The organism is Pseudomonas sp. URMO17WK12:I7, assembly GCF_003269045.1.
Lineage (GTDB): Bacteria > Pseudomonadota > Gammaproteobacteria > Pseudomonadales > Pseudomonadaceae > Aquipseudomonas > Aquipseudomonas putida_J.
The window spans coordinates 164819-186966 of record NZ_QLTL01000008.1; the positions used below are offsets into that span (position 1 = coordinate 164819).

The 22148-nt window shown below is 62.1% G+C and carries 20 protein-coding genes and 1 pseudogene; 10 read left to right on the plus strand and 11 right to left on the minus strand.

Annotation, left to right across the window (positions count from 1 at the left end):
- Positions 1–6: 6 nt before the first annotated feature.
- Positions 7–882 (minus strand): RHS repeat-associated core domain-containing protein, encoded by an 876-nt coding sequence (locus H040_RS12990; RefSeq protein ID WP_050437262.1) that lies wholly within the window; start codon positions 880–882, stop codon positions 7–9.
- 219 nt (positions 883–1101) lie between these two features.
- On the opposite strand from H040_RS12990, the gene H040_RS12995 reads away from it, so the two are divergent.
- Complete coding sequence (locus H040_RS12995; protein ID WP_027920760.1) at positions 1102–3405, plus strand: YgiQ family radical SAM protein; 2304 nt, start codon at positions 1102–1104, stop codon at positions 3403–3405.
- A 44-nt stretch (positions 3406–3449) separates the two neighbouring features.
- Here the strand turns inward: H040_RS12995 and H040_RS13000 are convergent, their stop codons facing one another.
- Positions 3450–4037, minus strand: a complete 588-nt coding sequence (locus H040_RS13000) for a TIGR00730 family Rossman fold protein (protein ID WP_027920761.1) — start codon at positions 4035–4037, stop codon at positions 3450–3452.
- A 348-nt stretch (positions 4038–4385) separates the two neighbouring features.
- On the opposite strand from H040_RS13000, the gene azu reads away from it, so the two are divergent.
- Positions 4386–4835 (plus strand): azurin, encoded by a 450-nt coding sequence (gene azu / locus H040_RS13005; RefSeq protein WP_027920762.1) that lies wholly within the window; start codon positions 4386–4388, stop codon positions 4833–4835.
- 114 nt (positions 4836–4949) lie between these two features.
- Here the strand turns inward: azu and nadE are convergent, their stop codons facing one another.
- Together nadE and pncB are read right to left on the minus strand one after the other, a co-directional pair.
- Positions 4950–5777, minus strand: a complete 828-nt coding sequence (nadE, locus tag H040_RS13010) for an ammonia-dependent NAD(+) synthetase (RefSeq protein ID WP_027920763.1) — start codon at positions 5775–5777, stop codon at positions 4950–4952.
- Between the two features lie 3 nt (positions 5778–5780).
- Positions 5781–6986, minus strand: a complete 1206-nt coding sequence (gene pncB, locus H040_RS13015; RefSeq protein WP_027920764.1) for a nicotinate phosphoribosyltransferase — start codon at positions 6984–6986, stop codon at positions 5781–5783.
- 468 nt (positions 6987–7454) lie between these two features.
- Between pncB and H040_RS13025 the strand changes: the two genes are divergently transcribed.
- From H040_RS13025 to H040_RS13050, 6 genes are all read left to right on the plus strand, one after another.
- Positions 7455–8591, plus strand: a complete 1137-nt coding sequence (locus tag H040_RS13025; RefSeq protein ID WP_027920765.1) for a branched-chain amino acid ABC transporter substrate-binding protein — start codon at positions 7455–7457, stop codon at positions 8589–8591.
- 154 nt (positions 8592–8745) lie between these two features.
- Entirely contained in the window at positions 8746–9660 is a 915-nt protein-coding gene (locus tag H040_RS13030; RefSeq protein WP_027920766.1) for an ABC transporter permease subunit, read from the plus strand.
- 2 nt (positions 9661–9662) lie between these two features.
- Complete coding sequence (gene livM / locus H040_RS13035) at positions 9663–10964, plus strand: high-affinity branched-chain amino acid ABC transporter permease LivM (protein WP_027920767.1); 1302 nt, start codon at positions 9663–9665, stop codon at positions 10962–10964.
- Positions 10961–11836, plus strand: a complete 876-nt coding sequence (locus H040_RS13040) for an ATP-binding cassette domain-containing protein (protein ID WP_027920768.1) — start codon at positions 10961–10963, stop codon at positions 11834–11836. Before livM ends, H040_RS13040 begins: the two co-directional genes overlap by 4 nt.
- Positions 11833–12549, plus strand: coding sequence for an ABC transporter ATP-binding protein (locus H040_RS13045; RefSeq protein ID WP_027920769.1), 717 nt, complete (start codon positions 11833–11835; stop codon positions 12547–12549). Before H040_RS13040 ends, H040_RS13045 begins: the two co-directional genes overlap by 4 nt.
- A 596-nt stretch (positions 12550–13145) precedes the next feature.
- Positions 13146–13913 carry an SDR family oxidoreductase gene (locus H040_RS13050; RefSeq protein ID WP_027920770.1) on the plus strand — a complete coding sequence of 256 codons (768 nt, stop codon included), beginning with the start codon at positions 13146–13148 and terminating at the stop codon, positions 13911–13913.
- 58 nt (positions 13914–13971) lie between these two features.
- Here H040_RS13050 and H040_RS13055 read toward each other — a convergent pair whose 3' ends face one another.
- From H040_RS13055 to H040_RS13080, 4 genes and pseudogenes are all read right to left on the minus strand, one after another.
- Positions 13972–15069, minus strand: coding sequence for an AGE family epimerase/isomerase (locus tag H040_RS13055; RefSeq protein ID WP_027920771.1), 1098 nt, complete (start codon positions 15067–15069; stop codon positions 13972–13974).
- A gap of 177 nt (positions 15070–15246) precedes the next feature.
- Positions 15247–15360 (minus strand): annotated as a pseudogene (locus H040_RS13065) (TetR family transcriptional regulator); the annotation flags it as partial.
- 86 nt (positions 15361–15446) lie between these two features.
- Positions 15447–16079 (minus strand): TetR family transcriptional regulator, encoded by a 633-nt coding sequence (locus H040_RS13075; protein WP_027920772.1) that lies wholly within the window; start codon positions 16077–16079, stop codon positions 15447–15449.
- 122 nt (positions 16080–16201) lie between these two features.
- A complete protein-coding gene (locus tag H040_RS13080; protein WP_027920773.1) occupies positions 16202–16699 on the minus strand; it encodes a hypothetical protein in 498 nt (165 codons plus the stop codon).
- Positions 16700–17039: 340 nt separating this feature from the next.
- On the opposite strand from H040_RS13080, the gene H040_RS13085 reads away from it, so the two are divergent.
- A complete protein-coding gene (locus H040_RS13085; protein ID WP_027920774.1) occupies positions 17040–19106 on the plus strand; it encodes an AsmA family protein in 2067 nt (688 codons plus the stop codon).
- A gap of 125 nt (positions 19107–19231) precedes the next feature.
- Here the strand turns inward: H040_RS13085 and H040_RS13090 are convergent, their stop codons facing one another.
- Both H040_RS13090 and osmE read right to left on the minus strand, forming a co-directional pair.
- Positions 19232–19762 carry a ferritin-like domain-containing protein gene (locus H040_RS13090; RefSeq protein ID WP_027920775.1) on the minus strand — a complete coding sequence of 177 codons (531 nt, stop codon included), beginning with the start codon at positions 19760–19762 and terminating at the stop codon, positions 19232–19234.
- Between the two features lie 48 nt (positions 19763–19810).
- Positions 19811–20152, minus strand: a complete 342-nt coding sequence (gene osmE / locus H040_RS13095) for an osmotically-inducible lipoprotein OsmE (RefSeq protein WP_027920776.1) — start codon at positions 20150–20152, stop codon at positions 19811–19813.
- A 124-nt stretch (positions 20153–20276) separates the two neighbouring features.
- Between osmE and H040_RS13100 the strand changes: the two genes are divergently transcribed.
- Positions 20277–21167 (plus strand): esterase/lipase family protein, encoded by an 891-nt coding sequence (locus H040_RS13100; protein ID WP_027920777.1) that lies wholly within the window; start codon positions 20277–20279, stop codon positions 21165–21167.
- On the opposite strand, the gene H040_RS13105 is transcribed toward H040_RS13100, so the two are convergent.
- Positions 21164–22036: a DMT family transporter gene (locus H040_RS13105; protein WP_027920778.1), complete on the minus strand. Its 873-nt coding sequence runs from the start codon at positions 22034–22036 to the stop codon at positions 21164–21166. The genes H040_RS13100 and H040_RS13105 overlap by 4 nt on opposite strands.
- Positions 22037–22148: the final 112 nt, after the last annotated feature.

Consider the following 22148-nt stretch of genomic DNA (forward strand, 5'->3'; position numbering starts at 1 on the left):
ACCTGTTTACCAATGCCTCCCACCGGGGCCTGTTTTCCGGAGTTTATGGGGGTTTCTGATCCTTCCCTGCCGGGTTTTGACGGAAATGTTGTCGTCGAGGATGCTGGCTCTGATCATGTGTGCGATGAAGTCATTGCCGATGATCTGTTCTGAGAGCGTGATGGCTCCTTCATATCCTGAAGATTGAGCTTTGGTCAGGCTGGCCATTTCACCTGCGAAGGAGTTTCCGCGCTCGAAATTTGGTACGCTCGATTGGCACGCAAGAATGTGCGTTTGCCTGTTGCGCATATCTATGCCGCCACCTACCAGGCTGTTGTAGAGATCAGAGGCTGTATAAGCCCTATAGGCGTCGCCCTGTCCGTTCTGAATGAACCGCTCCTCGCCCCGGATGAACCCCGGTTTGCCGTGAGCATTGATATACAGCGTGGGTAGTTTTCCGTCTGCACGTTGTGGGCCTTCGAACGCCAAGATTCCGTCTGATTTCCAGACGATGGGGCCACTATAGGTTTTTTTTCGCTGAAGCCTCTCTAGGCTTCTCTCAAGTGATCCGAACACCTTGTCAAGCATGGTGACGAAGGAGTGCCCTGTTGGATCATGGCCATTGACCGGATCATTGCTGCCCAGCGTATAGGTGTGAAAGCCGCCTTCGGAAAAGGGGCTCATGCTGTCCGGGCTATTGAAGCGCATGATGACCGGGTTGTAAGCCCGGTATCCGTTACCCAAGAGGTATTGGCCGCTGCTTTCATCTCTAAGCTCACCTTTGAAACCTGTACTTGTTCGTGACTGCGTCGAGTGGCCGTAAGGCGTGAAGGCCAGATGGTCGGGCTGTCCCTGGTCCAGGATGAGCAATGGTGAATTGAAGAAATCAGTCGCGATGATCATGAGATATCCCTGTGACTGCGTGCAGAGCGGGAGATGCCCTGTTCTGCGCCGATTCTATGTACAACTCTCCTTTATGGTTACTGGCAAAAATGGTAGGTGTGGCGATTGCCGCGCTTGTCTGGTTGGTTGACAAAGCCGATGATCAAGGTCGGATTTGGTCAAAATTTGTGCTATATTCCGCGCCCGCGATTTCCCTGCACACCAGAACCGGTCACTGACATGCAAGCAGCCAAACCACTCTACGACTATCCCAAGTACTGGGCCGAATGCTTCGGGCCAGCACCATTCCTGCCGATGAGCAGGGAGGAGATGGATCAGCTCGGCTGGGATTCCTGCGACATCATCATCGTGACCGGTGATGCCTACGTCGACCACGCGTCGTTCGGCATGGCCATCATCGGCCGCCTGCTGGAAGCCCAGGGCTTCCGCGTGGGCATCATTGCCCAGCCGAACTGGCAGTCCAAAGACGACTTCATGAAACTGGGCGAGCCGAACCTGTTCTTCGGCGTCGCGGCCGGCAACATGGACTCGATGATCAACCGCTACACCGCGGACAAGAAGATCCGTTCCGACGACGCTTACACCCCGGGTGGCCTGGCGGGCAAGCGCCCGGACCGCGCCAGCCTGGTGTACAGCCAGCGCTGCAAGGAAGCCTACAAGCACGTACCTATCGTGCTTGGCGGCATCGAGGCTTCGCTGCGTCGTATCGCCCACTATGACTACTGGCAGGACAAGGTCCGTCATTCGATCCTGATCGATGCCAGCGCCGATATCCTGCTGTACGGCAACGCCGAACGGGCCATCGTCGAAGTGGCCCAGCGCCTGTCGCAGGGAGAAAGCATCGAGCAGATCACCGACGTGCGCGGTACCGCGTTCGTGCGCCGTGACACGCCGCAGGGCTGGTACGAGATCGACTCTACCCGCATCGACCGCCCGGGCCGCGTCGACAAGATCATCAACCCGTACGTGAACACTCAGGACACCCAGGCTTGCGCCATCGAGCAGGCCAAGGGCGACCAGGAAGACCCGAACGAAGCCAAGGTGGTGCAGATCCTCGACAGCCCGAGCGTGACCCGGGAAAAGTCGGTGATCCGCCTGCCATCGTTCGAAAAGGTGCGTAACGACCCGGTGCTCTATGCCCACGCCAACCGCGTGCTGCACCTGGAGACCAACCCGGGCAACGCCCGCGCCCTGGTGCAGAAGCACGGCGAAGTGGATGTGTGGTTCAACCCGCCACCCATTCCCATGACCACCGAAGAAATGGACTACGTGTTCGGCATGCCCTACGCCCGTGTGCCGCACCCGGCCTATGGCAAGGAGCGCATTCCGGCCTACGAGATGATCCGCTTCTCGGTCAATATCATGCGCGGCTGCTTCGGTGGCTGCACCTTCTGCTCGATCACCGAGCACGAAGGCCGCATCATCCAGAACCGCTCCCACGAGTCGATCCTGAATGAGATCGAGGAGATGCGTGACAAGGTGCCGGGCTTCACCGGCGTGGTCTCCGACCTTGGCGGCCCGACCGCCAACATGTACCGCATCGCCTGCAAAAGCCACGACATCGAGAAGCACTGCCGCAAGCCGTCGTGCGTGTTCCCGGGTATCTGCGAGAACCTTAACACCGACCACAGCTCGTTGATCGAGCTGTACCGCAAGGCACGCGCCTTGCCGGGGGTTAAGAAGATCCTGATCGCTTCGGGCCTGCGCTACGACCTGGCGGTGGAATCGCCGGAGTACGTCAAGGAGCTGGTCACCCATCACGTTGGCGGCTACCTGAAGATTGCCCCGGAGCACACCGAGCGTGGCCCGTTGGACAAGATGATGAAGCCGGGCATCGGCACCTACGACCGCTTCAAGCGCATGTTCGAAAAGTTCTCGAAAGAGGCGGGCAAAGAGCAGTACCTGATCCCGTACTTCATCGCTGCGCACCCGGGCACCACCGATGAAGACATGATGAACCTGGCCCTTTGGCTCAAGGGCAACGGCTTCCGTGCCGACCAGGTGCAGGCGTTCTACCCGTCGCCGATGGCCTCGGCCACGGCCATGTACCACTCGGGCAAGAACCCGCTGCGTAAGGTCACGTACAAGAGCGAAGGGGTGGAGATCGTCAAGAGCGAAGAGCAGCGCCGCCTGCACAAGGCGTTCCTGCGCTATCACGATCCGAAAGGCTGGCCGATGCTGCGTGAAGCCCTGCAGCGCATGGGCCGTGCCGACCTGATCGGGCCAGGCAAGCACCAGTTGATCCCGCTGCACCAGCCGCAGACCGACAGCTATCAGAGCGCGCGCCGCAAGAACTCGACCCCGGCTGGCAGCCACAAGGTGGGCAAGGACCAGAAGATCCTGACCCAGCACACCGGCCTGCCGCCGCGTGGCAGTGATGGCAGCAAGCCGTGGGACAAGCGCGAGAAGGCCAAGGCCGAGGCGTTTGCCCGCAACCAGCAGGCGGCCAAGGAGCGCAAGGAAGCGGCCAAGGGGGCGGGCGGCAAGGGCAAGAAGCCGCGCCAGCCCGTAATCCCGCGCTGATTGATCCAATTTGGGACCGCAAAGCGGTCCCAAGATTTCAGCCTTCAATCAGGCTGCTTGTCGACCCACTTCGGCACCACCGGGGACTCGAAGCGCTCCATCCCGTCCAGCAGTTCATCCGCCTGCTGCGCCAGCAGCAACATGGCCCGATGCTGCGGCCGCACGAAGCCTTCTTCGACGATATGGTCGAGGAACCCGCCGAGCTTCTCGTAAAACCCATTCACATCGAGCAGCCCCAGCGGCTTGGCGTGATAGCCCAGTTGCCCCCAGGTCCATACCTCGAACAGCTCCTCCAGCGTACCTAGCCCGCCCGGCAGGGCGATGAATGCGTCGCTCAGTTCAGCCATGCGCGCCTTACGCGCATGCATGCCGTCTACCACTTCCAAACGGCTCAGGCCTTTGTGGCCGATTTCAGCATTCATCAGGCTTTCGGGAATGATCCCGATCACTTCGCCGCCGGCAGCCATGGCCGCATCGGCGACAGTGCCCATCAGGCCGACTGCGCCACCGCCGTAGACCAGGGTCAGGCCGCGGTGGGCAATGGCTTGGCCAAGCGCAACGGCCGCTTCACGGTAGGCGGGGTTGGCGCCGATGCTGGCACCACAGAACACACAAACGGAACGTACAGACATCGTGCTTCTCCAGTCATATCGCTGACAGGGTAAAGCGAATTGTCTATCGTCTCCAATGCCGGTTTCATTCCGGGCGGGAGAACTCGCAGCTGGCGCCCGTGGCCCCTTGGGCGTAGGCGGCGAGCAGGCTATTCATGAAACTTGAAAGGGACATTGCGATAGCTCCTAAATGAGAGGTTGTCCCATCGTCTATTAAAAGGGCATGATGTGCCCTTAGATTGGTTGTATACAATCCATTGAACAATTCTACTGACTGGCCACTTGACACCCCCTTGACCCATATCAGCTGGGGGCTGAACGGTTTCAGGCAGTCTCGCAATTGATAAAACCCTGCCAAGGAGATTCATGATGTTTGCGAAAGCTGTAGCGGTATCCCTGCTGACCCTCGCCAGCGCCTCCGTCTTCGCCGCCGAGTGCTCGGTGACTGTCGAGTCGACCGACCAGATGTCCTTCACCAGCAAGGAATTCACCGTCGACAAGAGCTGCAAGGAGTTCACCGTCAAACTGACCCATTCCGGCAGCCTGCCGAAGAACGTCATGGGCCATAACCTGGTGATCAGCAAAACTGCGGACATGCAGGGCATTGCGACCGAAGGCATGAGCAAAGGCCTGGAAAACGACTACATCAACGCCGCCAATGCCGGGATCATTGCCCACACCAAGATGATCGGCGCGCCTGAGAAGGAAACCGAAGTGAAATTCGACACTTCCAAGCTGGAAGCTGGTGGTGATTACAGCTTCTTCTGCACCTTCCCAGGCCACATCTCGATGATGAAGGGCAAGGTCATCGTCAAGTAATGACAGCTGTATAGGCTTCTCGGGCCTATTCGCGGGCAAGCCCGCTTCCACAGGATAAACACTGCGCTTGAGAGTCGTGTTTATCCTGTGGAAGCGGGCTTGCCCGCGAAGCTTTTATGGGGCGAACGGCAGTTCGCGCTTGTGCTGGGTCTTGCGGTAGGTGGCGACGATGATGTCGAACGCTTCCTGATCCACCGGCAGCCCATGCAGGAAGGCATCGATCTGCTGGTAGGTCACGCCATGGGAGGCCTCGTCCGGCTTGCCCGGCGCCAGGTCTTCAAGGTCTGCAGTCGGCACCTTCTCTACCAGCGATTCTGGCGCACCAAAGCTGCGCGCAATCGCCCGCACCTGGTTTTTCACCAGCCCGCTCAGCGGCGCCAGGTCGCAGGCACCATCGCCAAACTTGGTAAAGAAGCCCATCACCGCCTCGGCAGCGTGGTCGGTCCCGATCACCAGGCCCGCACGGGCACCGGCGATGGTGTACTGAGCAACCATGCGCGTGCGCGCCTTGACGTTGCCGACGACGAAGTCCACCAGAGTCGGCGAGCCATTCTTCAGCTCCACCACTTCAGCCGCCAATGCCCGCACTGCCGGGGCGATATCCACCGTGTGCACTTCATCGGCCTTGATCACTTCCAGGCAGGCCTGCGCGTCGTGCTCGTCATGCTGCACCTGGTAGGGCAGGCGCACGGCGATGAAGGTATAGGCCTTGTCGCCAGTTTCGGCGCGCAGTTCGCTGACGGCGCGCTGGGCGAGCAGGGCGGCGGTCAGCGAGTCGACGCCGCCGCTGATGCCCAGCACCAGGGTCTTGAGCCGGGCATTGGCCAGGCAGTCCTTGATGAACGCCACGCGCCGGGCGACTTCGGCCTGGAGCGCAGCGGCGTCGGCGAACGGCGGCTGTACCTTCAGCGCCTGGGCAATCTCTTGCTGAACCGCTTGCATGGGTTACTCCTTGCTGGGGACTTTGAATACGTGACGCATGTAGGCAACGAAGTTCTCGTCGCGGCATTGGGTCTTAGCGGCTTCATCCGAGATCTTTGCCACCGGTGAGCCGTTGCAGTCGGTCATTTTAAGCACGATGTTCATCGGCGCCACACCCGGGATGTCGCAGGTGAGGTTGGTGCCGATGCCGAAACTGACGTTGATGCGCCCGCGCAGGGCACGGAAGATTTCCAGCGAACGGGTCAGGTTCAGGCCATCTGAGAACACCAAGGTCTTGGTCATCGGGTCGATACCGAGCTTCTGGTAGTGGGCAATGGCCTTTTCCGCCCAGGCCACCGGCTCGCCAGAGTCATGGCGCAGGCCGTCGAACAGCTTGGCGAAGTACAAGTCGAAATCGTTGAGGAAGGCATCCATGGTGATGCAGTCAGTCAGGGCGATGCCGAGCAGGCCGCGGTACTCGCGGACCCAGCAGTCCAATGCGGCGATCTGGCTGTCGATCAGGCGCGGGCCGAGTTGTTGATGGGCCATGATCCATTCGTGGGCCATGGTGCCCAGCGGCTTGATATCCAGCTTCCATGCCAGGTCGACGTTGCTGGTGCCGACGAAGCGGCCCGGGAAGTCGTCGCGCAGTACCCGCACCACTTCTTCCTGCACGCGGCTGGAAAAGCGCCGGCGGGTGCCGAAATCGGCCACCTGCAGGTCGGCCAGTTCGTCATCGCTGGCGTGGGCGCGCAGCCAGTCGAACTTGCGATACAGCTGGTCGCGGGCCTCGGCCAGGCGCATGCGTGGGTGCAGGTGGCGGTTGCGCACTTCGCTGATGATCGCCAGCAGCGGCACTTCGAAGAGGATCACGTGCAGCCATGGCCCTTTCAGGCGCAGGAACAGCTGGTCGTTCTCGATGCCGATGCGCACATAGCGCAGGTTGAAGCGGAACAGGCGCAGAAAGCGAAGGAAGTCGGGCTTGAGGAAGCTGATGCGTTCGAGGAAGGCCGGTTGGCCATCATCCAGGGTCAGGTCGCCAAGCAGGTCGAGCTGGTGGCGGATTTCGCCAAGAAAGGGGCGCAGGTCCTCGCCGTTGCGGCAGCGAAATTCCCATTCGACGTCGGCGTCTGGGTAGTTGTGTAGCACGCCCTGCATCATGGTGAGCTTGTAGAAGTCGGTGTCGAGCAGGTTGTGCACGATGCGCTCGGCGAATGCGCTCTCGCTCATCAAAGGGGCTCCGGAAACGGCGAATGGTGAACATTGTGCCAGTCTTTTTGCCGTTGTTGTGTCTGGGCCGGCCTCTTCACGGCCGAGCCTGCAGCCTCAGAAGCCGCGTAATGGCCAAATCAGGTGTTTTTCCGTGCACCAGCTAGCCTTGAAACAGTGCCGCCTGTAGCAGTCGCGCACCAGCGGTGTGCACTTCGGTGACGTCCACTGTTACAGGGAGGTTGCACGTAAACACTTGCCAGGGTTGCAATGATGGCACTCGACGGTTGCTCCTTGTCTGTACGTGTGGTGGCGCCTGCCGCGTGGCAGACGGTTGCACGCTCAATAAAGAAAAGGCCGTCGGTCGCCTGGTGGCGACCTTCACAGTGTGTTTTCCCGGAAGACAAAACCGATGGCACGGCCCTTGCTCTGAGCACAGGGCTGAGAAGTTGTAGTGCCAACCAAAAAAAACTCTAGGAGCACCACCTCATGTCGCAGACGTTTTACAAGAAAGGTTTCCTGGCTCTGGCCGTAGCTACGGCACTGGGTGTTTCTTCGTATGTTCAGGCCGACGTCAAGATCGGCGTCGCGGGCCCCATGACCGGGGCTAACGCAGCGTTTGGCGAGCAGTACATGAAAGGTGCGCAGGCAGCGGCCGACAAGATCAACGCCGCCGGCGGCGTGAATGGCGAGAAGATCGTCCTGGTGAAAGGCGACGATGCCTGCGAGCCGAAGCAGGCCGTGGCCGTGGCCAACCGCCTGGTCGACCAGGACAAGGTGATCGGCGTGGTCGGCCACTTCTGCTCCTCCAACACCATTCCGGCCTCCGAGGTGTATGACGAGGCTGGCGTGATCGCCATTACCCCAGGCTCCACCAACCCGCAGGTTACCGAGCGTGGCCTGAACGCCATGTTCCGCATGTGCGGCCGCGACGACCAGCAAGGTATCGTCGCCGGCAACTACATTGTCGACGTGCTCAAGGGCAAGAAGGTCGCGGTGCTGCACGACAAGGACACCTACGGCCAAGGCCTGGCCGATGCCACCAAGGCACAGCTGGAGAAGCGTGGCGTCAAGCCGGTGCTGTACGAAGGCCTGACCCGTGGCGAGAAAGACTTCAGCGCCGTGGTCACCAAGATCCGTGCCGCTGGCGCTGACGTGGTCTACTTCGGGGGCCTGCACCCGGAAGCCGGCCCGCTGGTGCGCCAGCTGCGCGAGCAGGGCCTGAAGGACGTCAAGTTCATGTCCGATGACGGCATCGTCACCGACGAACTGGTATCCACCGCCGGCGGCGCGCAGTACGTCGATGGCGTGTACATGACCTTCGGCGCCGACCCGCGCCTGCTGCCAGACAGCAAGGCCGTGGTGGAAGAGTTCCGCAAGGCCGGTACCGAGCCGGAAGGCTACACCCTGTATGCCTATGCCTCGGTCCAGGCCCTGGCCGCCGGTTTCAACGGCGCCAAGTCGAACAAGGGCGAAGATGCTGCCAAGTGGCTCAAGGCCAACCCGGTGCAGACCGTCATGGGTGAGAAGAAGTGGGACAGCAAGGGTGACCTGACCGTCTCTGACTATGTGGTCTACCAGTGGGATGCCCAAGGCAAGTACCACCAGCTGGAAAAACAAAAATAATAACGGCACCTGGCCCGGACGCCCGTCCGGGCCATTGCCCCTGCGGTACCTGTCCTTATTCGGAGACGTGCACGGTTCTGCGCTGCTAGGGCCGCTTCATGCGTGGCTTGTCGTGGTCAGCGCTCGTGCAGTCTCGCCCAGGTGAGATTGCGTTATGGATGGTATTTTCCTGCAGCAACTGGTCAACGGCCTGACCCTCGGGTCGGTCTATGGCCTGATCGCCATCGGCTACACAATGGTCTATGGCATCATCGGCATGATCAACTTCGCGCACGGCGAGGTGTACATGATCTCCGCATACCTCGCGGCGATCAGCCTGGCATTGCTGGCTTACTTCGGTATCGAGTCGTTCCCCCTGCTGATGCTGGGCACGCTGTTGTTCACCATCGTCGTCACGGGTGTGTATGGCTTCACCATCGAGCGCATCGCCTATAAACCCCTGCGTAACTCTACCCGCCTGGCACCGCTGATCAGCGCCATCGGCATCTCGCTGATCTTGCAGAACTACGCACAGATCAGCCAGGGCGCCCGCCAGCAAGGCGTGCCAACCCTGCTCGAAGGCGCCATGCGCATCGAAGTCGGCACCGGCTTCGTGCAACTGACCTACACCAAGATCTTCATCCTGATCGCGGCATTCGTCGGCATGGGCCTGCTCACCTATGTGATCAAGTACACCAAGCTCGGCCGCATGTGCCGCGCCACCCAGCAAGACCGCAAGATGGCTTCGATCCTCGGCATCAACACCGACCGGGTGATCTCCTACGTGTTTGTCATCGGTGCGGTGATGGCCGCGCTGGCCGGCGTGCTGATCACCCTGAACTACGGCACCTTCGACTTCTACGCAGGCTTCATCATCGGTATCAAGGCGTTCACCGCCGCGGTACTGGGCGGCATCGGCTCGCTGCCAGGCGCCATGCTCGGCGGGATCATCCTGGGTATTTCCGAGTCGCTGTTCTCTGGCCTGATCAACTCCGACTACAAGGACGTGTTCAGCTTCTCGCTGCTGGTGATGATCCTTATCTTCCGCCCACAAGGCCTGCTGGGTCGCCCGCTCGTGGCTAAGGTGTGAACATGTCGATTGCCAAAATTGCCTCTGCCTCTGAAACCAAAGGTTTCGATATCAAGCGCAGCCTGCTCGAGACCCTCGTCGCTGGCCTGCTGGCGCTCATTGTGTTTGGCCCGATCGTCGGCGTGGTGCTCGACGGCTACACCTTCAACGCCGAGCCGCGCCGGGTGGCCTGGCTGGTCGGCGGGGTGATGCTCGGGCGCTTCCTGCTCAGCCTGTACGTGCAGACCGGCCCCGGGCGGCGCATGCTCGAAGGCTTCGACAGCGGCGGGTCGGGGGTACACGTCAATGCCCCTAACTACAAGTCGCGGCTGCGCTACATCATCCCGGCGCTGATCGTGATCGCGATCGTGTTCCCGGTGTTCGCCAACAAGTACCTGCTGACCGTGGTCATCCTCGGCCTGATCTACGTGCTGCTGGGCTTGGGCCTGAACATCGTGGTCGGCCTGGCCGGCCTGCTCGACCTGGGTTACGTGGCGTTCTATGCCATCGGCGCCTATGGCTTGGCGCTGGGCTACCAGTACCTCGGCCTGGGCTTCTGGACCGTGCTGCCCCTGGCGGCCATTGCCGCGGCGCTGGCGGGGTGCATACTCGGCTTCCCGGTGTTGCGGATGCACGGTGACTACCTGGCGATCGTGACCCTGGGCTTCGGCGAAATCATCCGCCTGGTGCTGAACAACTGGCTTTCCTTCACCGGCGGCCCGAACGGCATGCCGGCGCCGTCGCCGACCTTCTTTGGCCTGGAGTTCGGCCGCAGGGCCAAGGACGGCGGGGTGCCGATCCACGAGTTCCTCGGCATCGACTACAACGCCAACCTCAAGTTCGTGTTCATCTACGCCGTGCTGTTCATGGTCGTGCTGGCGGTGCTGTACATCAAGCACCGGCTGACCCGCATGCCCGTGGGCCGGGCCTGGGAAGCACTGCGCGAAGACGAGATCGCCTGCCGCTCGATGGGCCTGAACCACGTGCTGGTCAAACTCTCGGCCTTCACCCTGGGTGCTTCCACCGCGGGCCTGGCAGGGGTGTTCTTCGCCACCTACCAGGGCTTCGTCAACCCGTCGTCGTTCACCTTCTTCGAGTCCGCACTCATCCTCGCCATCGTCGTGCTCGGCGGCATGGGCTCGACCGTCGGCGTCGTGATCGCGGCGTTCGTGCTGACCGTGGCGCCGGAGCTGCTGCGCAGCTTCTCGGAGTACCGCGTGCTGCTGTTCGGCGTGTTGATGGTGCTGATGATGATCTGGCGACCGCGTGGGCTGATCCGCATCAGCCGTACCGGTGTGACCCCGCGTAAAGGAGTGGCGCCATGAGCGACGAAATCATTCTCTCGGTCGACAACCTGATGATGCAGTTCGGCGGCATCAAGGCGCTCAGCGACGTCAGCCTGAAGGTCAAGCGCAACCAGATCTTCGCCCTGATCGGTCCCAACGGTGCCGGCAAGACCACCGTGTTCAACTGCCTGACTGGCTTCTACAAGGCCAGCGGCGGGCGCATCGAGCTGAACGTGCGCGGCAGCCACACCAACGTTATCCAGCTGCTCGGCGAGCGCTTCCAGGCGACGGATTTCGTATCGCCGGCGCGCTTTGCCAACCGGCTGTACTACAAGATGTTCGGCGGCACCCACCTGGTCAACCGCGCAGGCCTGGCGCGAACCTTCCAGAACATTCGCCTGTTCAAGGAAATGTCGGTGGTCGAAAACCTGCTGGTGGCCCAGCACATGTGGGTCAACCGCAACCTGCTGGCCGGGGTGCTCAACACCAAGGCCTACCGCAAGGCCGAGAGCGATGCCCTGGACCACGCGTTCTACTGGCTTGAGGTAGTCGACCTGGTCGACTGCGCCAACCGCCTGGCCGGTGAGCTGTCGTACGGTCAGCAGCGCCGCCTGGAAATCGCCCGGGCCATGTGCACACGGCCGAAGATCATCTGCCTGGACGAACCGGCTGCCGGCCTCAATCCGCAGGAAACCGAAGCGCTGAGCGGCATGATCCGCGTGCTGCGCGACGAGCACGACATCACCGTGGTGCTGATCGAACACGACATGGGCATGGTCATGAGCATTTCCGACCACATTGTCGTGCTCGACCACGGCAACGTGATTGCCGAAGGCGCGCCGCAGGAAATCCGCCACAACCCGACGGTGATCGCCGCCTACCTGGGTGCCGACGAAGAGGAACTGGTATGAGTGCACCCATTCTCGAACTGAAGGACCTGGACGTGTTCTACGGGCCGATCCAGGCGCTGAAAAAGGTTTCGATGCACATCAACGAGGGTGAGACGGTGAGCCTGATCGGTGCCAACGGCGCCGGCAAGTCGACCCTGCTGATGTCGATCTTCGGCCAGCCGCGGGCGGCGTCGGGGCATATCGTCTACCGTGGCACCGACATCACCCGCAAATCCTCGCACTACATCGCCTCCAACGGCATCGCCCAGTCGCCGGAAGGGCGCCGGGTGTTCCCCGACATGACCGTCGAGGAGAACCTGATGATGGGGACCATCCCCATCGGCGACCAATACGCCGCTGAAGACATGCAGCGCATGTTCGAACTGTTCCCGCGTTTGAAGGAGCGCCGCAACCAGCGGGCCATGACCATGTCCGGTGGCGAGCAGCAGATGCTGGCCATTGCCCGTGCCTTGATGAGCCGGCCAAAGCTGTTGCTGCTGGACGAACCATCGCTGGGGCTGGCGCCGATCGTGGTCAAGCAGATCTTCGCGACCTTGCGTGAACTGGCCAAGACCGGGATGACCATCTTCCTAGTGGAGCAGAATGCCAACCATGCGCTGAAGCTGTCGGACCGGGCGTATGTGATGGTCAACGGGCAGATCCGCATGAGTGGGACCGGGCAGGAGTTGTTGGTCAACGAAGAAGTCAGGAACGCGTACTTGGGCGGGCACTGAATCGTATCGGGGGCTGCAAAGCAGCCCCAGTTCACGATGTGGACAACTTGTCGCATATCTTTCTCCAGCCACGCTACGATCCCCTCGCAAGCCCTTGTTTCCACAGGCTGAATCTTTTCCACCATTAATGTGGAACCGCCTGTGGAAAACATGGTGGCACCTCGCTAGATCCCTCTATTTACGAGGCCTGCAAGGCTCTGGTCATAATTTGATCAGTAGCCCTTTGTGGATGATTTCACAGGCATTTTCAGCACAGGGCGCACTTCGCAGAAGGGTCATCGATGCCTGTGGATAAGTCTGTGGGAAAGCCTTGGACAGACCGCTGCAGCCAGCATGCTTGAAAGCGTTGCGCCATCACCGCAAAGATATCCACCGACCGCAACGCGCTGAAAGGGTTCCGCGCAGTGGACAAGTTGCCCCCAATCTGTGGGGAAAGCCTTGTGGATAACATGCGCATAGCTGGCGCAGAGCCCTCTGCTACAAGGGTTTGGCGCATATGAACAAAAAATGAACAGCGACCTGAACGGCTTGCTGCCAGCGCCCGGCGCGGGCATGCTGCAAACCTGCCGATGACAACCTACCGCGAGGAACAGAGCATGACGTCCACCGTATTCATCACTGGCGCGACTTCCGGTTTTGGCGAGGCCACTGCCCGCCGCTTCGCCGAAGCTGGCTGGAAACTGGTGCTCACCGGTCGTCGCAAGGACCGCCTGGATGCCCTGTGCGCCGAACTGTCGGCCAAGACCGAAGTGCACGGCCTGGTGCTCGACGTGCGTGACCGCAAGGCCATGGAGCAGGCCATCTCCAACCTGCCGGCAGGCTTCGAAAAAATTCGTGGCCTGGTCAACAATGCTGGCCTGGCGCTGGGGGTGGATGCGGCGCAGAACTGCAGCCTGGACGACTGGGAAACCATGGTCGACACCAACATCAAGGGGCTGATGTACACCACTCGCTTGCTGCTGCCGCGCCTGATCGCCCACGGCCGTGGCGCCTCGATCCTCAACGTCGGTTCGGTGGCGGGCAATTATCCGTACCCGGGCAGCAACGTGTATGGTGGGACCAAGGCGTTTGTCGGCCAGTTCTCGCTGAGCCTGCGCTGCGACCTGCGCGGCACTGGGGTGCGGGTGAGCAACATCGAGCCGGGGCTGTGCGAGAGCGAGTTCTCGCTGGTGCGCTTCGGCGGTGACCAGGCCAAGTACGATGCCACCTACGCTGGCGCCGAGCCGATCCAGCCGCAGGACATCGCCGAGACCATCTTCTGGATCCTCAACCAGCCGGCCCACATCAACATCAACAGCCTTGAGCTGATGCCGGTGAGCCAGGACTGGGCAGGGTTCTCGATCGACCGTTCGGCCAAGGGCTGAGCATTGTAGGGGCGGCCTTGCCGGGGGCGCCGGCGAGGCCGCTCCTACAGGGAATGCCTCAAGCCAGGCGCTGCAAGCCTTCCAGGCAGGTTGCCAAGTGATAGGGGGTCGTCGAAGGCATATCGTGCCGGCTCACCGCCCCTTCACCATCCCGGCACTCATACCAGCCACCTGCATGCAGGAACTGCTGTTCCATCGCCTTCAACTGCACCAGCAGCTTCGCCTCATTGCCAGGGCGCAGCACCAGCGCACGCAGATATTCTGCCTGTGCCCAGATCCGCTGAGTCGCATCGAGCACGTTGCCTTCCACATCGAGCGTGGCCAACACTGCCGCATTGTTCACCCCGCATAGCTCGGCATAGCCGAAGGCCTGGTCAATGGATGCATGCAGCGGTATCCCCCGCAGCAGCGGCGAGGTCTCCAGCAGGTAGAACCATTCGAACTGGTGCCCTGGTTCAAACCAGTTATCCACAGCGCCCCGTGGCTTTTCCAGCATCAGCCCATGCTGCGGTTCGATGAAGTGCGCCTGCAACGATTCGCAAAGCTTGAGCAGCGATTGCTGCACGTGCTCGTCCTCGCGTACTGCCAGCACCTGCAGGAAGGCCTCGGCCAGGTGCATTTGCGGGTTCTGCAGCGGGCCACTGCCGAGGTCGGCCCAGTCTTCGCCGAGGCTGGCTTCATACAAGCCATCATCCCGGGCGAACTGTTCGTCCACCACTTCCAGTGCGGCATTGAGGGTGGCTTCCACCAGGCCTTCGCCGACCTTGCCCCAGTAGTGCGCGCAGGCAAAGACGATGAAGGCGTGGGTGTAGAGGTCCTTGCGCCGGTCCAGCGGCTTGCCCTGGGCGTCGATGCTGTAGAACCAGCCGCCATGCTCGGCATCGTGGAAGTGCTTCTGCAACGAGCGGAACAGCGCCGCCGCCCGCTCGGCCGCGCCCGCTTGCTCGATGCGGCTGCTGAACAGGTAAAGCTGACGGGCACAGGCCATGGCCCGGTAGCGCTGCACCGGCAACGGACGGTGCTGGGCGTCCAGCGCCTCGTAGGGCAGGGCCATATCGGCGTTCCAGCCCGGACCTTGCCACAGCGGCACGATGCGTTCGGCGAAGTGCTGGTTGAAGCGGGCCAGTTCGGGCAGGGTGGGGCGGGGGTTGGGCATGTTGGCGCTCGTCGCTTTCGGGCAGGGCGCCATGGTAGCAGAACTAGTGTTGTGGGTTGCCTGTGCCGGCCCCTTCGCGGGTAAACCCGCTCCCACAGGTACGGTGCAGGTTTCGAGGGCTGCGCAACACCTGTGGGAGCGGGTTTACCCGCGAAAGGGCCGGCACAGGTTAGCCGATCAGCCCGGGTTGCCGAGCCCTTGCCAGTGGCGCGCGCCGACGAAGATGAAACGCAACTGCTGGGTGATCTTTTCCCGAGCGCTGAGCACCTGTGGATAACCCGGCTCGGGGCTCCCACGGGTACGGTGCAGGTTTCGAGGGCTGCGCATCACCTGTGGGAGCGGGTTTACCCGCGAAAGGGCCGGCACAGGTTAGCCGATCAGCCCGGGTTGCCGAGCCCTTGCCAGTGGCGCGCGCCGACGAAGATGAAACGCAACTGCTGGGTGATCTTTTCCCGGGCGCTGAGCACCTGTGGATAACCCGGCTCGGGGCTGTCGATCAGCTCCGGCAGGGTGGCGAATACGGTCTTCACCACCAGGTCGGCCATCACCGCCAGCGCCGCGTTGTCCAGATGCTGCCAGCGCTTCATTCGCGCAAGGTCGGTGGCCAGGTCGTCACTGATATCCTGGCGCAGGCGGGCGATGGCCTGGCGCACGGCGTGCGAACCGCCGTACTGCTCACGGGCGAGGAACAGGAACTGGGCGCGGTGGGCGGCGACCACGTCGAGGAAGATCCGCACGGAAGCATCGGTGATGCCACCGAGTTCGAATTCGTTTTGCCGCACCAGGCGGATTGTCTGGCGGAATGTGGCGTCGACTTCGGCCACCAATGCCAGGCCCAGGGCGTCCATGTCGGAAAAGTGCCGATAAAAGCCAGTGGGCACGATGCCTGCGGCCTTTGCCACTTCACGCAGGCTGACGCTGCCAAAGCCACGGCCGCTCTCCATGAGCTGGCAGGCGGCGTCCAGCAGGGCCTGGCGGGTCTGTAGCTTCTGTTCGGCGCGCGGCAGCATGGAGCGGGCTTCTGTGAGGGTGAGGCTGGGCACTCTAGTTAAAAAAACAAAGCCCGGTCAATGGACCGGGCTGGGAGGGGAGCAAGCAGTGTGACAGAGGTTGTTCTTTTCGGTCATGGCGATCAGCTCACATGGCTGATTTCAACCAGACGATCCGAGCCACCTTCAGCCACGCGGCCAGAGCGCTCGATCAGTCGATCCGAGCCACCTTCGGCAACACGGCCAGAGCGTTCAATCAGACGATCCGAGCCACCTTCGGCAACACGGCCAGAGCGTTCGATCAGTCGATCCGAACCACCTTCGGCAACGCGGCCACTGCGTTCAATCAGGCGATCCGAACCACCTTCGGCAACGCGGCCACTGCGTTCAATCAGGCGATCCGAGCCACCTTCGGCGACGCGGCCACTGCGTTCAATCAGGCGATCCGAGCCACCTTCGGCAACACGGCCACTGCGTTCGATCAGACGGTCTGAACCACCTTCGGCAAGGGTGTTCAGTGGTTGGGCGATTTCTGCGGCGCTGGAGCGCGATTCGGCGGTCAGGTGCTGATCGGCAGCTGGCAGGGCGAAGGCGTTGGCAGCGAGGATGGACAGGGTCAGGCTCAGCAGTGTGCGTTTCATGGTTCGGTGCTCCTCTCGGGGGCTGGAAAGTGGGTACGAAGCCAATGCTACGCCCGGTGACGCCAGAGAGAAGTTCATACGGGTAATGGTAACAATCGACAGTATTGATAGCGTTCTTCGGTGGCTCTATCTCGGTTGTTTCAGAGCCCTATAAGGCTATCTGCCAGTAATGGGGCGAGGTGACGGGAGCCCCCGGCCAAGCGCATCAGCCCAGCAAGAAAACCGAAAAAACTCGCTATCATGGCCGTCTCCAATAAAACCCAGCGGGTTTTCATGAGTCCGAGATATTGAGTGCCATCGTTACGCCTGCTTTGTGCCATGCCGTCAGGAGAATCACGCAATGACGCGTCCCGCCAGAATCCTCATCTGGACCTTAACCACCCTGTTGACCCTGCTGGCAATCCTGGTGGTGATCATCGCCACCTTCGACTGGAACCGCGTAAAGCCGCTGCTCAACGAGAAGGTTTCCGAGGCTTTGCATCGGCCATTCGCGATCAATGGCAACCTCGCCGTGCACTGGCGCACCGAGCCAGAGGAAGGCGGCTGGCGCGCCTGGGTGCCATGGCCGCACTTGATTGCCGAAGACCTGACCTTGGGCAACCCCGACTGGCTCAAGGCGCCGCAGATGGTTGGCCTGGAGCGCGTCGAGTTCCGCCTGGCGCCGCTGCCGCTGCTGTTCCAGCAAATCAGCATTCCGCGCATCGACCTGACCAAGCCCACTGCCAGCCTCACGCGCCTGGCCGATGGCCGCGCCAACTGGAACTTCGACTTCGGGCCCAAGGACGACAACGAGCAGCCATCCAAGTGGCAGCTGGACATCGGTGCCATCGGCTTTGACCAGGGCAATGTCAGCTTCGACGACCAGACCTTGAAAACCCGCATGAAGGTGCAGATCGACCCGCTCGGAAAACCGATCCCCTTCAGTGACATCGTCGGCAAGGCCAGCGCCGAAAAGGCCGGAGGCGCCCAGGATTACGCGTTCGGGCTCAAGGCCGAAGGCCGCTACAAAGGCCAGCCGGTATCCGGCACCGGCAAGATCGGCGGCCTGCTGGCGCTGCAGGACGCCAGCCAGCCATTTCCGTTGCAGGCTGATGTGCGCATCGCCGATACCCATGTGGTGCTCGCCGGTACCCTGACCGACCCACGCAACCTCGGCGCGCTGGACCTGCGCCTGCGCCTGTCGGGTGCCAGCCTGGGCAACCTCTACCCGCTGACCGGCGTGACGCTGCCTGACACCCCGGCCTATTCCACCGATGGCCGGCTCAGCGCCAACCTGCATGCAGCCGAAGGCGCGACCTTCAATTACCAGGGTTTCAACGGCAAGATCGGCGACAGCGACATCCATGGCGACCTGGCCTTCGTCGCCAGCCAGCCACGGCCCAAGCTGTCTGGCAATCTGGTGTCCAACCAGCTGCTGTTCAAGGACCTGGCTCCGCTGATTGGCGCCGACTCCAATGCCGAACAGAAAGCCCGCGGCGGTGCCAGCAAGCAGCCGGCCGACAAGGTGCTGCCGGTGGAAGAGTTCCGTACCGAACGCTGGCGCGCCATGGACGCCGACGTCAGTTTTGCCGGCAAGCGCATCGTGCACAGTGAAAAGCTGCCATTCAACGACCTGTCTGCCCACGTGATCCTCGAAGACGGCCTGCTGCGCCTGGAGCCGCTGCGCTTTGGTGTGGCCGGCGGCAACTTGGCATCCAACATTCGCCTGGACGGCCGCAACGTGCCGCTGCAGGGCCGCGCCCAGCTGACTGCGCGTGGCTTCAAGCTCAAGCAGCTGTTCCCGGGGTTTGCGCCGATGCAGACAAGTTTCGGCGAGCTCAACGGCGATGCCGACATCAGTGGCCGTGGCAACTCGGTGGCAGCGTTGCTGGGCACGGCCAACGGCAATTTGCGCATGCTGATCAATGACGGTGCCATCAGCCGCAGCCTGATGGAGATTGCCGGGCTCAACGTCGGCAACTACGTGGTTGGCAAGCTGTTCGGCGATGAAGACGTGAAGATCAACTGCGCGGCGGCGGACGTGGGGATCAAGGACGGCCTGGCGACCACGCGGTTGTTCATCTTCGATACCGAGAACGCGATCATCTACATCAACGGTACGGCCAACTTTGCCAGCGAGCAGCTGGATTTGAAGATCACCCCGGAATCCAAAGGGCTGCGGTTGTTCTCGCTGCGTTCGCCCTTGTATGTGCGTGGTCCTTTCGCCAAGCCCAGTGCCGGGGTGCAGGCGGTACCGCTGGCGCTGCGCGGCGCGGGAATGGTGGCGCTGGGCGTGGTTGCCGGGCCGGCGGCAGGGTTGTTGGCGCTGGTGGCGCCGAGCAGTGGCGATCAGCCTAATCAGTGCACGCCGCTGCTGGAGCAGATGAAAGCCGGCAAGGCGCCGGCTGCGGTGAAAAAGCAGAAATAGCACGGGCTGCCTTGCAGCCCTTTCGCGACCCAAGGCCGCTCCTTCAGGGGATCGCGTTGTCCTGTAGGAGCGGCCTTGCCGGGGCGCCGGACCGGTCGGAAAGGGGCGCAAAGCGCCCCTGGCAATTACAGCCCTTGAAGCAGATCGGACATGTCGTCCGCGTGCTCTTCTTCCTGGGCCAGGATGTCTTCGAAGATGCGGCGCGTAGTCGGGTCTTTATCACCAATGTACTGAATGATCTCGCGGTAGCTGTCGATGGCAATCCGTTCCGCTACCAGGTCCTCCAGCACCATCTCTTTCAGCGAGCTGCCGGCTACATACTGCGCATGGGAGTTCTTGGTGAGGTTATCCGGGTTGAAGTCCGGCTCGCCGCCCAACTGCACGATGCGTTCGGCCAGCTTATCGGCGTGCTCGGCTTCCTGGTTGGCATGCTCCAGGAACTCCTCGGCTGCCACACTGGCCTTGATACCGCTGGCCATGAAGTAATGGCGCTTGTAGCGCAGCACACAGACCAGCTCGGTGGCCAGCGATTCGTTCAGTAGCCGCAGGATTTCCTTGAGGTCGGCATGGTAACCCTCGGTCACCGCACCTTGCTCGACATGCTGGCGGGCACGCTTGCGCAGGGTTTGCACATCGGTCAGTTCAACGTTGCTCATGGTTGTCTCCAAACAGTTCAGGACGGTGGGTCAAGGTAGGCGGGAGGTTCAGGCGCCGTGGGCGGCTTTGCTGTCCTCTTCTCGTTGCTTGCAGGTCTTGAAACCCTTGGCATCGACATGGCCGGTGGCGTCGAAACGCACGTAGTACGGCTGCTGGTGGCCATCGCGGTTGAGGATGTAGTCGTTGCAGGTACCCCCGTGCGGCAAGTCGATCACGTTCGATGGGCTGCCGCCGATGGCGATGACCTTCTGCATGGTCATGCCGTTTTCCACCTGCTTGACCAGCGGCTCATCGCGGTAGGTAACATGGTCCACCGGGTTTTCCGGGTGGCTGCTGCAGGCGGCCAGGGCCGCGCTCGCCAGAAGGACTGCCAGGGTCTGCTTGTACATGGTCCCGCTCCTTGCAAAGGGTCTGTTCTGGTTTGGAACCGCACGGCGCGTCAGGAGTTCGATTGCGATGGTCATCGAAGCGGCGCTAGTGTTGGCCGATCGTCTACGCAGAAGGGCTCGAGCCATGTCGCAGGAGTTGGCCACGCGATACCCATTGGTGCTGGTGCCGGGCATGCTCGGGTTCGTCCGGGTGCTGCTCTATCCCTACTGGTTCGGCATTGTGCGGGCCCTGCGCAAGGGCGGCGCGCAAGTGTTCCCGGTGCAGGTCTCGCCGCTGCATTCCAGCGAAGTGCGGGGTGAACAGTTGCTGGCGATCATCGAAGACATCTGCCGGCGCACCGGTGCGGCAAAGGTCAACCTCATCGGCCACAGCCAAGGGGCGCTGAGCGCCCGATATGCGGCGGCCAAGCGGCCCGACAGGGTGGCATCGGTGACTTCGGTGGCGGGGCCCAACCATGGCTCGGAGCTGGCCGACCACCTTGAACGCACGGCGCCTGGTGATTCACCCCAGGGGCGTATCCTCAAGGCCATCCTGCATGGCCTGGCGGTGTTGCTGGTATGGCTGGAAACCGGCTGGCGCCGCGACCCGCTGCCGGTCGATGTGCATGCTTCGCACCAGTCCCTGACCAGCGCCGGCGTGGCCCTGTTCAACCAGGCTTATCCACAGGGGCTGCCGGATACCTGGGGCGGGGAGGGGGCGTATGCGGTGAACGGCGTGCGCTACTACTCCTGGTCTGGCACCTTGCAGCCAGGGCTGACCGATCAGGGGCGTAACCGTTTCGACGGCAGCAACCGCTTCTGCCGCCTGTTCGCGCGCAGTTTCGTCAAGGAAAAGGGGCATTGCGACGGCATGGTCGGGCGTTTCAGCTCGCACCTGGGGCAGGTGATCGGTGATGACTTCCCGCTTGATCACCTGGACATCGTCAACCAGTCGCTGGGCGCCGTGGGCAAGGGCGCCGAGCCGCTGCGGCTGTTCACCGAACATGCGGCGCGGCTCAAGGCAGCCGGGCTCTAGCGGCGTACCGGCGTAGTCCAGCGCTCGGCCAGCACGACCCCGACCAAGGTCAGCAGACCACCGATCAGGTGATAGCTGGCCAGTCGTTCGCCGAGCACCACGGCGGCGATCAGCGCGGTCACCACCGGCAGCAGGTTGAAAAACAGCGTGGTACGGCTTGGCCCCAGGCGATGCACGGCCTGCATCCACACCAACGGGGCGATCATCGAGGCGAGCACGCAGGCGTACAGCACCAGGCCGATGTTGTGGCCGTTCAGGCCGGTTTTTTCCGAGAGCAGGAACAACGGCAGCAGCACCAGGATGGCCACCAGCACTTGCAGGTACAGCAGCTGCAGCGGCGGCAGGCGCAACTGCCATTTCTTCAGCAGGAAGCTATACAGCGCGTAGGCCAGGGTCGCCACCAGCATCAGCAGGTCGCCGCTGTTCAGGCCTTGTTCCAGCAAGATGCCGGGCTGGCCCGCCGAAACCACTTCGAGCACGCCGACGAACGACACCACCGCACCGGCCAGGGCGCCATAGCTCAGGCGCTGGCCCAGCCAGGCGATGGACAGGGCCAGCGACATCAGCGGCATCAGCGAAAGGATGATGCCCATGTTGGTGGCGCTGGTGAGGCCGGCGGCAAAGTACGCCAGGCTTTGGTACACGGCCATGCCCAGCACGCCGAGGATGGCCACCTTGCCCAGTTGCGGGCGGATGGCCGCACGGTTGCGCCACACGGCGGGCAGCAGGAACGGGGTGAACAGCGCGCCAGCCAGCAGCCAGCGGTAGAAGCCGATCTCGGCGGGGTGGATGGCACCGGCGGACAGCTTGGTCACCACGGTGTTGCCGGCCCAGATGAGGATGGCGGTGAGGGGGAACAAGTAATTCATGTTGCTGTGATTCTCTGACGTGCCGCGGAGTGTTCCGGGGGCGTACAGCGCCCCGATAGAGGGCTATTATCGGTTGTCTGTCCGCAAGCCTATACTTGTATCCAGACAACCT

What these genes read in the sequence shown, in the direction of transcription:
- azu (WP_027920762.1), top strand. Translation starts at nt 4,386, where the DNA reads ATGTTTGCGAAAGCTGTAGCGGTATCCCTGCTGACCCTCGCCAGCGCC.
- osmE (WP_027920776.1), bottom strand. Translation starts at nt 20,152, where the DNA reads ATGTACAAGCAGACCCTGGCAGTCCTTCTGGCGAGCGCGGCCCTGGCC.
- H040_RS13025 (WP_027920765.1), top strand. Translation starts at nt 7,455, where the DNA reads ATGTCGCAGACGTTTTACAAGAAAGGTTTCCTGGCTCTGGCCGTAGCT.
- H040_RS13075 (WP_027920772.1), bottom strand. Translation starts at nt 16,079, where the DNA reads ATGCTGCCGCGCGCCGAACAGAAGCTACAGACCCGCCAGGCCCTGCTG.
- H040_RS13040 (WP_027920768.1), top strand. Translation starts at nt 10,961, where the DNA reads ATGAGCGACGAAATCATTCTCTCGGTCGACAACCTGATGATGCAGTTC.
- H040_RS13085 (WP_027920774.1), top strand. Translation starts at nt 17,040, where the DNA reads ATGACGCGTCCCGCCAGAATCCTCATCTGGACCTTAACCACCCTGTTG.
- H040_RS13000 (WP_027920761.1), bottom strand. Translation starts at nt 4,037, where the DNA reads ATGTCTGTACGTTCCGTTTGTGTGTTCTGTGGTGCCAGCATCGGCGCC.
- livM (WP_027920767.1), top strand. Translation starts at nt 9,663, where the DNA reads ATGTCGATTGCCAAAATTGCCTCTGCCTCTGAAACCAAAGGTTTCGAT.
- H040_RS12990 (WP_050437262.1), bottom strand. Translation starts at nt 882, where the DNA reads ATGATCATCGCGACTGATTTCTTCAATTCACCATTGCTCATCCTGGAC.
- H040_RS13090 (WP_027920775.1), bottom strand. Translation starts at nt 19,762, where the DNA reads ATGAGCAACGTTGAACTGACCGATGTGCAAACCCTGCGCAAGCGTGCC.
- H040_RS13050 (WP_027920770.1), top strand. Translation starts at nt 13,146, where the DNA reads ATGACGTCCACCGTATTCATCACTGGCGCGACTTCCGGTTTTGGCGAG.
- H040_RS13105 (WP_027920778.1), bottom strand. Translation starts at nt 22,036, where the DNA reads ATGAATTACTTGTTCCCCCTCACCGCCATCCTCATCTGGGCCGGCAAC.
- H040_RS13030 (WP_027920766.1), top strand. Translation starts at nt 8,746, where the DNA reads ATGGATGGTATTTTCCTGCAGCAACTGGTCAACGGCCTGACCCTCGGG.
- H040_RS13100 (WP_027920777.1), top strand. Translation starts at nt 20,277, where the DNA reads ATGTCGCAGGAGTTGGCCACGCGATACCCATTGGTGCTGGTGCCGGGC.
- pncB (WP_027920764.1), bottom strand. Translation starts at nt 6,986, where the DNA reads ATGAGCGAGAGCGCATTCGCCGAGCGCATCGTGCACAACCTGCTCGAC.
- H040_RS13080 (WP_027920773.1), bottom strand. Translation starts at nt 16,699, where the DNA reads ATGAAACGCACACTGCTGAGCCTGACCCTGTCCATCCTCGCTGCCAAC.
- H040_RS12995 (WP_027920760.1), top strand. Translation starts at nt 1,102, where the DNA reads ATGCAAGCAGCCAAACCACTCTACGACTATCCCAAGTACTGGGCCGAA.
- nadE (WP_027920763.1), bottom strand. Translation starts at nt 5,777, where the DNA reads ATGCAAGCGGTTCAGCAAGAGATTGCCCAGGCGCTGAAGGTACAGCCG.
- H040_RS13055 (WP_027920771.1), bottom strand. Translation starts at nt 15,069, where the DNA reads ATGCCCAACCCCCGCCCCACCCTGCCCGAACTGGCCCGCTTCAACCAG.
- H040_RS13045 (WP_027920769.1), top strand. Translation starts at nt 11,833, where the DNA reads ATGAGTGCACCCATTCTCGAACTGAAGGACCTGGACGTGTTCTACGGG.